This is a genomic window from Dietzia cercidiphylli (assembly GCF_014145145.1).
Classification (GTDB): domain Bacteria; phylum Actinomycetota; class Actinomycetes; order Mycobacteriales; family Mycobacteriaceae; genus Dietzia; species Dietzia natronolimnaea.
Map to the genome: position 1 here is coordinate 1 of NZ_JAALEA010000012.1, position 9,334 is coordinate 9,334.

7 protein-coding genes and 1 pseudogene are annotated in these 9,334 nt (G+C 67.7%); 1 reads left to right on the forward strand and 7 read right to left on the reverse strand.

Annotated elements, in window-relative coordinates; genetic code table 11:
• From G6028_RS17995 to ctaD, 3 genes and pseudogenes are all read right to left on the reverse strand, one after another.
• Positions 1–247: pseudogene (locus G6028_RS17995) on the reverse strand (peptidyl-tRNA hydrolase); the annotation flags it as partial.
• The gene (gene serB / locus G6028_RS00600; RefSeq protein WP_182657689.1) at positions 244–1,473 is read right to left on the reverse strand and encodes a phosphoserine phosphatase SerB; all 1,230 of its coding nucleotides are present in this window, start codon (positions 1,471–1,473) and stop codon (positions 244–246) included. The pseudogene G6028_RS17995 and the gene serB, both read right to left, overlap by 4 nt.
• A 142-nt stretch (positions 1,474–1,615) precedes the next feature.
• Positions 1,616–3,376, reverse strand: coding sequence for an aa3-type cytochrome oxidase subunit I (gene ctaD / locus G6028_RS00605; protein ID WP_107748506.1), 1,761 nt, complete (start codon positions 3,374–3,376; stop codon positions 1,616–1,618).
• 331 nt (positions 3,377–3,707) lie between these two features.
• Between ctaD and G6028_RS00610 the strand changes: the two genes are divergently transcribed.
• A complete protein-coding gene (locus tag G6028_RS00610) occupies positions 3,708–4,769 on the forward strand; it encodes a TroA family protein (protein ID WP_338404113.1) in 1,062 nt (353 codons plus the stop codon).
• A gap of 103 nt (positions 4,770–4,872) precedes the next feature.
• On the opposite strand, the gene nrdF is transcribed toward G6028_RS00610, so the two are convergent.
• The 4 genes from nrdF to nrdH form a co-directional block, all read right to left on the reverse strand.
• A complete protein-coding gene (gene nrdF, locus G6028_RS00615) occupies positions 4,873–5,889 on the reverse strand; it encodes a class 1b ribonucleoside-diphosphate reductase subunit beta (RefSeq protein WP_182609498.1) in 1,017 nt (338 codons plus the stop codon).
• Between the two features lie 55 nt (positions 5,890–5,944).
• The gene (nrdE, locus tag G6028_RS00620) at positions 5,945–8,026 is read right to left on the reverse strand and encodes a class 1b ribonucleoside-diphosphate reductase subunit alpha (protein ID WP_241730439.1); all 2,082 of its coding nucleotides are present in this window, start codon (positions 8,024–8,026) and stop codon (positions 5,945–5,947) included.
• A 68-nt stretch (positions 8,027–8,094) separates the two neighbouring features.
• On the reverse strand, positions 8,095–8,541 hold the full coding sequence (gene nrdI / locus G6028_RS00625; RefSeq protein WP_182657691.1) for a class Ib ribonucleoside-diphosphate reductase assembly flavoprotein NrdI: 447 nt from the start codon (positions 8,539–8,541) through the stop codon (positions 8,095–8,097).
• 44 nt (positions 8,542–8,585) lie between these two features.
• The gene (gene nrdH / locus G6028_RS00630) at positions 8,586–8,816 is read right to left on the reverse strand and encodes a glutaredoxin-like protein NrdH (RefSeq protein WP_277817551.1); all 231 of its coding nucleotides are present in this window, start codon (positions 8,814–8,816) and stop codon (positions 8,586–8,588) included.
• Positions 8,817–9,334: the final 518 nt, after the last annotated feature.

Sequence of the window (9,334 nt, forward strand, 5' to 3'; positions counted from 1 at the left end):
CGACGGCGCCCGCGACGGCCTCGAGCAGCGGGGTCCGTCCGGGGAGGTCCGCCTTGGGCAGGTGCAGCACGATCGGCATGGAGCGGACGGTGCCGCGGTCATCCGGGTCCTCGGTCCCGGCCGACCCGGCGCGGAGTCGGGCGTGGCACCAGTCGAGCGCGGCACCGGTCGCAGGATCTCCCGCCGGTGGTGCGTCGGTCGGTGGCTCCTCGGGACGCGGCCCCTCGACCTGTGGTCCCTCGGTCACACGAGCGGGACGCGGCGGTAGGTGCCGGCGGCGGTGTCGGCCGCCTCGATCTCGTCGCGCGTGATGCCGAGGACGAACAGGACGGTGTCGAGGAACGGCTTGGACAGCGACGCGTCGGCCACCTCGCGGAGGGCGGGCTTGGCGCAGAACGCGATCCCCAGCCCCGCAGCGGTGAGCATGTCGATGTCGTTCGCCCCGTCACCCACCGCGACGGTCTGGCTCAACGAGATGCCGAGCTCCTCGGCGAACTCGCGCAGGTAGTCGGCTTTGGCCTCACGGTCCACCACCTCGCCGATGACGCGGCCGGTGAGCACGCCGTCCTCGATCTCGAGCGTGTTGGCCCGCGCGAAGTCGAGACCCAGCTCCTCGGCGAGGCCGGCGATCACCTGGATGAACCCGCCCGACACCACTCCGCAGCGGATGCCGAGACGCTTGAGCGTGCGGATCGTCGTCCGCGCACCCGGGGTCAGAACGATGCTGGCCGCGACCTCGTCGAGGACGGTGGCCGGCAGTCCGGCCAGGGTCGCCACGCGCTCGTGGAGGGACTGGGCGAAGTCCAGCTCCCCCCGCATCGCGCGCTCGGTCACCGCGCGGACCTCGGCCTCCCTGCCCGCGTGGGCGGCGAGCATCTCGATGACCTCACCCTGGACCAGGGTGGAGTCCACGTCGAACACCACCAGACGCTTGGACCGGCGGCCCAGCCCGGCGCCGTCCACCGAGATGTCGACGCCGTGCGCGTCCGACAGGGGCGCCATCGCCTCGCGCAACCTGGCGTCGTCGGCGGCGTCACGACCGGCGGTCGAGACGTGCAGCTCCAGACCTGTCACCGGGTAGTCGGCGATCCCCCGGATGGTGTCGATGTTCGCACCGATCGACGCGAGCGAACCCGCCACCGCGGAGAACGCCGACGCGGTGACCGGACTGCCGAGGATCACCACCGCGTGGGTGGACGGCGGGGTCGCGGGCGCGATGTCGTCGAACTGGACCTCCAGCTGCATCCCCAGATCGTGGACCTGGTCGGTGAGCTCGCGGACCACGGCCACGACGTCCGCGTCGGCTTCCACCCGGACCATGAGCCCCAGGGAGAGGTGGCCGTTGACCACGACCTGCTCGACGTCCACCAGGTCGGCGTGGTGGGAGGCGAGGACCGCCATGATCCTCGCTGTCACACCTGGCCGGTCGGGTCCGGTGACGGTGAGTAGTGCCGGGGTGCCGGGGGTGCTCACGTGTGCTCCTGACGAGTGTTCGTGCTGGTGACTGGGGGTGATGGGCAGGAAGGGCTGACACGCGCCGAACCCCGCCGGAGGACGAGCCTACCGACGGGGTTCAGCGGGGACCGACGCCCGTGGGTGAGTACGGGCGGGTGGGTCAGCCTCTCTGCGGTGACGAGCCGCGCTCGGCCACGTCCTTGACCGCAGCCGGGTCCTGGGCCGCGGCCCGGCCCCCGACGTGGGCCTCCGCACGCATGCGCTCGCTCATGTGCGGGTAGTGCAGTTCGAACGCCGGCCGCTCGGAGCGGATCCGGGGCAGGGTCACGAAGTTGTGACGCGGCGGCGGGCACGAAGTGGCCCACTCGAGCGAGTTGCCCGCACCCCACGGGTCGTCGACCGTGACGATCTCACCGTAGCGCCAGCTCTTGATGACGTTCCAGATGAACGGCAGCATCGCGATCCCGAGGATGAACGAGCCGATGGTGGAGATCTGGTTGAGCACCGTGAAGTTGTCCGTCGCCAGGTAGTCAGCGTAGCGACGGGCCATTCCCTGGTTGCCCAGCCAGTGCTGCACGAGGAACGTGGTGTGGAAGCCGATGAACATCAGCCAGAAGTGCCACTTGCCCAACCTCTCGTCGAGCATCCGGCCCGTCATCTTGGGGAACCAGAAGTACACGCCGGCGAACGTGGCGAACACGATCGTGCCGAACAGCGTGTAGTGGAAGTGGGCGACGATGAAGTACGTGTCCGAGATGTGGAAGTCGATCGGCGCCGCAGCCATCATGACGCCCGTCAGACCACCGAAGAGGAAGGTCACGATGAAGCCGAGCGCGAAGATCATCGGCGTCTCGAACGTCATCTTCCCGCGCCACATGGTGCCGATCCAGTTGAAGAACTTCACACCCGTGGGAACGGCGATGAGGAACGTCATGAAGGAGAAGAACGGCAGGAGCACGGCGCCCGTGACGAACATGTGGTGCGCCCAGACCGCCATGGACAGCGCGGCGATCGCGAGGGTCGCGAAGACCAGACCGGCGTACCCGAAGAGGGGCTTGCGCGAGAAGACCGGGAACACCTCGGAGACGATGCCGAAGAACGGCAGCGCGAGGACGTACACCTCGGGGTGACCGAAGAACCAGAACAGGTGCTGCCACAGGATGGCGCCACCGTTGCCCGGGTCGTAGATGCGGCCACCGAACTGACGGTCGTAGAAGACGCCGAGGGCCGCGGCGGTGAGCAGCGGGAAGATCAGCAGGATCAGGACCGAGGCCACCAGGATGTTCCACGTGAAGATCGGCATCCGGAACATGGTCATGCCCGGCGCGCGCAGGCAGATGATCGTGGTGACGAAGTTGACGGCGCCGAGAATGGAACCGATACCGCCGATGCCGACGCCGAGGATCCACAGGTCCGCGCCGACGGCCGGCGAGTGGATCTTGTCGGCCAACGGCATGTACATCGTCCAGCCGAACGCCGCTGCACCACCGGGGGTGATGAAGCCGGACAGCATGATGATGCCGCCCGCCGTGAACAGCCAGTAGCCCAGGGCGTTCAACCGCGGGAAGGCGACGTCGGGGGCACCGATCTGCAGCGGCATGATGTAGTTCGCGAAGCCGATCACGATCGGCGTTCCGTACAGCAGCAGCATGACCGTGCCGTGCATCGTGAACAGCTGGTTGAACTGCTCGTTGGACAGGAACTGCATGCCCGGGACGAAGAGCTCCGCCCGGATGAGCAGGGCCATGAGCCCGCCGATGAAGAAGAAGACGAAACAGGTGACGATGTACATCAGGCCGAGCAGCTTGTGATCGGTCGTCGTCATCATCTTCCACACGAACGAACCCGGCCGGGCGGTGCCCGTGGGTACGCCCGGCGGATGGTCGAGATCGTCGACCGGCTTGGGGGCCACTGCGGTCATAAGGGTCCTCCTGAACGCCTCACCCGACGCCGCGGGTCGAACCACCGACCCCACGTCGAACGCAAAGGAATAGTGCGTGAGGGCAATCCTAACCCTCCGCTGAGAGCGTCCACCACTCACCCCGCCGAACTCGCCGGGGCGGGTCAGCTGCGGGAATCCGGCCCCGCCACGACACGCCCGAGATGACGCTCGGACCCGCCTCGACCTCCACTTCGACTGCGCCCGCGACCCATCTCCTAGGCTCTCCCCCATGACCGATCTCGCGCCGAGCCGTCACCGCCCTCGCGGACGGGGGTATCCTTCCACCCCCGTACGGGTCACGGTGGGCGTCGTGGGCCCGCTCGTCGTCGGCCTCGTGCTCGCCGGGTGCGGGCCGTCCCCCGTCGACATGGTCGAGCACCCCGTCACCACGACCCCCTCACGGATGGCCGGCGAGGAGCTCCAGCGCTCCGCCGAACCGGAGGAGTCGTGTTCGCCCGTACCGGCGCCGGCCGAGTTCGCCGGCAACGGCGTCAGGCGGGTCGAGTCCGTGGACCCGGCCGACGCGACGGTCGAGGTCCCCCGGTCGCCGGAACGGATCCTGGCGCTCGGGGCCGGGGCCGTGGACGTCGCGTGCGGCCTGGGGCTGCAGGACCTCGTCGTCGGGACCTCCGGTCTGCCCCGCGACGCCGACGTCTACCTCCCCACGCCCCTCGTGGGACTGCCCGACCTCGCGATCACCGGCGACTCGGGCGCGGAGGAGGCCGCGGCCGCGGCCCGTGAACTCGACCCCGACCTCATCGTGTTGGCGGACTCACCCGATCCCGACCCGTCCGTGGTGCGGGCGTTGGCGGAGGTCGCCCCGACGGTCGTGTACGACGCGCGGGCTCTGAACTGGACCGAGAGCACCGAGGCGATCGCCGACGCCTACGGGCGACCGCGTGCCGGCGGGGATCTCCTGCTGGACGTGATCGACCGGGCCCGGTTCACCGCCGACGCCACCACCCCGAGCGACACCTGGGTCTCGCTCGTCTCCGTCTCCGACGCCGACGGCGTCGCGGTCCAGCGGCCGGACACACTCGGGAGCCTCATGCTCGAGGCGGTCGGTGCCGGCCGACCCCCGGCGCAGCGCACGCGGGACGGCCAGCGGATCGAACCCGCCCCAGAGTCTCCTCCCGTGGGCGATGAACTCGACGGTGACGTGATCTTCGCCGTGGTGGGCGGCGGTGACGGTTCGGAGCAGTCCGCGCGGGAGGCCTTCGCCACCGAGCGGTGGACGGACCTCGACGCGGTGGGCGCCCGCCGCATGTTCGTCGTGGACCGGGCCGTGTGGGAGGGATCCGGCCCGGTGGCCGCGCGCGCGGTCCTCGACGACATCCGGAGTTCCATCAACGGGATCGCCCCGGACGGGTAGCCGGGGAGCCGGCCGAGCCGACAGGACGACCCGGCGCACCTGCCGGACGACCTCACCCCGGCACCTGATCGGGTGCCGGGGTGAGGTGGTGACGACGGTCGGGTCAGAAGTCCCAGTCCTCGTCCTCCGTGGCGACGGCCTTGCCCATGACGTAGGAGCTGCCGGAACCCGAGAAGAAGTCGTGGTTCTCGTCGGCGTTCGGGCTGAGCGCCGAGAGGATCGCGGGGTCGACGTTGGTCTCGTCCTTGGGGAACATCCCCTCGTATCCGAGGTTCATCAGCGCCTTGTTGGCGTTGTAGCGCAGGAACTTCTTGACATCCTCGGTCCACCCCACCGTGTCGTAGAGGTCCTCGGTGTAGTCCGCCTCGTTGTCGTACAACTCGAAGAGCAACTCGAAGGTGTAATCCTTCAACTCGTCGCGCTCGGCCTGCCCGATCTGCTCGAGGGCACGCTGGTACTTGTATCCGATGTAGTAGCCGTGCACGGCCTCGTCCCGGATGATGAGCCGGATGATGTCCGCCGTGTTGGTGAGCTTGGCCCGCGAGGACCAGCGCATGGGCAGGTAGAAGCCCGAGTAGAAGAGGAACGACTCGAGGAGGGTCGAGGCGATCTTGCGCTTGAGGGGATCCTCCCCGGAGTAGTACCCGAGGATGATGTGCGCCTTGCGCTGCAGGAAGGTGTTCTCCTCCGCCCAGCGGAAGGCGTCGTCGACCTGCGGAGTGGAGCAGAGCGTCGAGAAGATGGTGGAGTAGCTCTTGGCGTGGACCGACTCCATGAACGCGATGTTGGTGAGCACCGCCTCCTCGTGGGGGGTCGACGCGTCGGGGATCATGCTCACCGCGCCGACCGTCCCCTGGAGGGTGTCCAGCAGCGTCAGGCCGGTGAAGACCCGGGTGGTGAGCTGTTGCTCCGAGTCCGTCAGGGTCTGCCACGACGGGATGTCGTTGGACACCGGGACCTTCTCAGGCAACCAGAAGTTACTGGTGAGCCGACCCCAGACCTGATCGTCGACCTCGTCCGTGACGCGGTTCCAGTTGATCGCCGACACCCGGTCGACGAGCCGGGGGGCGACCCCGGCGGCGGGGCTGTGGGATCCCGGAGCGTGCAGCTCGGCGGTCATCGGATCTCCTCGTGATGGCGGGGGCGGTTCGGGGCGCAGGCCTGAGGCCCGGGGGTCAGAGCATGCACGAGACGCAGCCCTCGACCTCGGTGCCCTCGAGCGCGAGCTGGCGCACGCGGATGTAGTACAGGGTCTTGATCCCCTTGCGCCACGCGTAGATCTGGGCGCGGTTCACGTCGCGGGTGCTGGCCGTGTCCTTGAAGAACAGGGTCAGCGAGAGGCCCTGGTCCACGTGCTGGGTGGCCGCCGCGTACGTGTCGATGATCTTCTCGTACCCGATCTCGTACGCGTCCTGGTAGTAGTCCAGGTTGTCGTTGGTCAGGTAGGGCGCCGGGTAGTAGACGCGACCGATCTTGCCCTCCTTGCGGATTTCGATCCGGGACGCGACAGGGTGGATCGACGAGGTCGAGTTGTTGATGTAGCTGATCGACCCGGTGGGCGGCACGGCCTGCAGGTTCTGGTTGTAGATGCCGTACTGCTGCACCTCGGCCTTGAGTGCGCGCCAGTCGTCCTGGGTGGGCACCGCGACGCCCGCCTCGGTGAACAGCTGGCGCACCCGCTCGGTGGCCGGCTCCCACGCCCGGTCCGTGTACTTGTCGAAGAACTCGCCGGACGCGTACGTGGACTCCGGGAACCCGGCGAACCACGTCCCCCGCTCCCGCGCGAGGAGGTTCGACGACCGGACCGCGTGGTAGAGCACCGTGTAGAAGTAGATGTTCGTGAAGTCCACGCCCTCGGAGGACCCGTAGTGGATCCGCTCGCGGGCGAGGTAGCCGTGGAGGTTCATCTGTCCCAGGCCGATCGCGTGGGACTCGGCGTTGCCCCGCTCGATCGACGGGACCGAGTCGATGTGGGTCTGGTCGGACACCGCGGTCAGGCCCCGGATCGCCGTCTCGATGGTCCGGCCGAAGTCCGGCGAGTCCATGGCCTTGGCGATGTTGAGGGAGCCGAGGTTGCAGGAGATGTCCTTGCCCACGTGCGAGTAGGTGAGGTCCTCGTTGTACGTCGACGGCGTGGAGACCTGGAGGATCTCCGAGCACAGGTTCGAGTGCGTGATCTTGCCGGCGATCGGGTTGGCCCGGTTCACCGTGTCCTCGTACATGATGTACGGGTAGCCGGACTCGAACTGCAGCTCGGCGAGGGTCTGGAAGAAGTGCCGCGCGTTGATCTTGGTCTTCTTGATCCGGCTGTCCTCGACCATCTCGGTGTAGTGCTCCGTGATGTCGACGTCCGCGAAAGGCTTGCCGTAGATCCGCTCGACGTCGTACGGAGAGAACAGGTACATGTCGTCGTTGCGCTTGGCCAGTTCGAACGTGATGTCCGGGATCACCACGCCCAGCGACAGGGTCTTGATGCGGATCTTCTCGTCCGCGTTCTCCCGCTTGGTGTCGAGGAACTTGAAGATGTCCGGGTGGTGCGCGTGCAGGTACACCGCTCCGGCACCCTGGCGGGCACCGAGCTGGTTGGCGTAGGAGAAGGAGTCCTCCAGCAGCTTCATCACGGGGATGACGCCGGAGGACTGGTTCTCGATGTGCTTGATCGGGGCGCCGTGCTCGCGGAGGTTCGACAGCAGCAGTGCCACCCCGCCACCGCGCTTGGACAGCTGCAACGCGGAGTTGATGTTGCGGCCGATGGACTCCATGTTGTCCTCGATACGCAGCAGGAAGCAGGAGACGGGCTCGCCGCGCTGCTTCTTGCCCGAGTTCAGGAACGTGGGGGTGGCCGGCTGGAAGCGACCGTCGATGATCTCGTCGACCAGGCGGCGGGCGAGGTCCTCGTCGCCGTCCGCGAGCGTGAGGGCGACCATGCAGACGCGATCCTCGTAGCGCTCGAGGTAGCGCTTCCCGTCGAAGGTCTTGAGCGTGTACGAGGTGTAGTACTTGAACGCGCCGAGGAACGTGGGGAAGCGGAACTTCTTGGCGTAGGCGTGGTCGAACAGCTCGCGCACGTAGTTACGCGTGTACCGGTCGAGCACCTCCCGCTCGTAGTAGTTCTTGTCGACCAGGTAGTCCAGCTTCTCGTCCAGGTTGTGGAAGAAGACCGTGTTCTGGTTGACGTGCTGGAGGAAGTACTCCCGCGCGGCCTCACGGTCCTTGTCGAACTGGATCCTGCCGTCCGCGTCGTAGAGGTTGAGCATGGCGTTGAGCGCGTGGTAATCCAGGCGCTGCCCCTCGCCCGCCTCGCCGGCGATGGTGCCTTCGGGGGTCACGGTCGGTGCTGCCAAAACTCTTCCAATCCCTCGCGGACGCGGATGACGTCCTCGTGTGTGCCCATCAGTTCGAACCGGTAGAGGTACGGGACCTCGAGCTTCCGGGCGATCACGTCGCCGGAGGCCGCATAGTCCGAACCGAAGTTGGTGTTGCCGGCGGCGATCACGCCCCGGCAGAGGCTTCTGTTGTGCGCGTTGTTCAGGAACGCGACCACCTGTCGTGGGACCGACGCCCCGGTCCTGCCCGTGACCTCGAGGCACCCCCCGTACGTCGGGACGATCAGAACATACGGGTCCGACACGATCGGCACCGCGTCGGTCCTCCGCGTGGGTATGCGCAGCGCCGGGAGCCCCAGACGGTCGACGAACCGCTTGGTGTTCTCGGAGACGTTGGAGAAGTAGACGATCCTCACCGGCTCGGTGGCCGGCAGCGGAGCCGCCATGACTGCCCCCTTCGGATCACATGTGTCCCGGGTCCGCCCCGGGGTCAGGCCGCGACGGTGACGAGGGCCTTGATCCGGTCCGGCCGGAAACCGGACCAGTGGTCGGAACCGGACACCACGACGGGAGCCTGGAGGTATCCGAGGGCCATCACGTACTCACGCGCGTCGTCGTCGACGGAGATGTCGACCACCCGGTACTCGACGCCCTGCTTGTCGAGCGCCTTGTAGGTGGCGTTGCACTGGACGCAGGCGGGCTTGGTGTAGACGGTGACCATCAGTCGTGGACCTCTTTCGGCACGGGCGCCGGGGAGGCGCGGAGGGGATCTTCTCGGACGGTCATCGGTTCCGGCGCTTCCGCCCGGCCTGTGGATAACCGCGGTGTCTGTCAGGGTTCACAGCCCGAATGCCACAAGTGGTATTCCTCGGGGGCCGCAACACTCTAGACACTACCCCTAGTGTCCGACGAGTCAATCGACCACAACATTTTGGTCTTACAACGGTGGTATTCCCAGGTCGCGATCCCGCCTTGTGGACACTTGCCACCCACCGTTGGAACGGTCGACCCGAATGCCGGCGCAACGCTCCCCGACCGCCACCCTGCCACGCGCGAGACGGCGCCGGAGACCCCGTCCGGCGCCCCACAGGTCGTCCCCAACCACCCCACACCTTGTCCCCAACCGCTCCACAGGGGCGACGGCGCCACCGTCGCGGAAGGGGCACCGGGAGGCCCCGCGGCGGCGGGGTCGTCGGGGGTCACCGTCGGCGCGGGTCTGCCCCGCCCCCACGACGACGA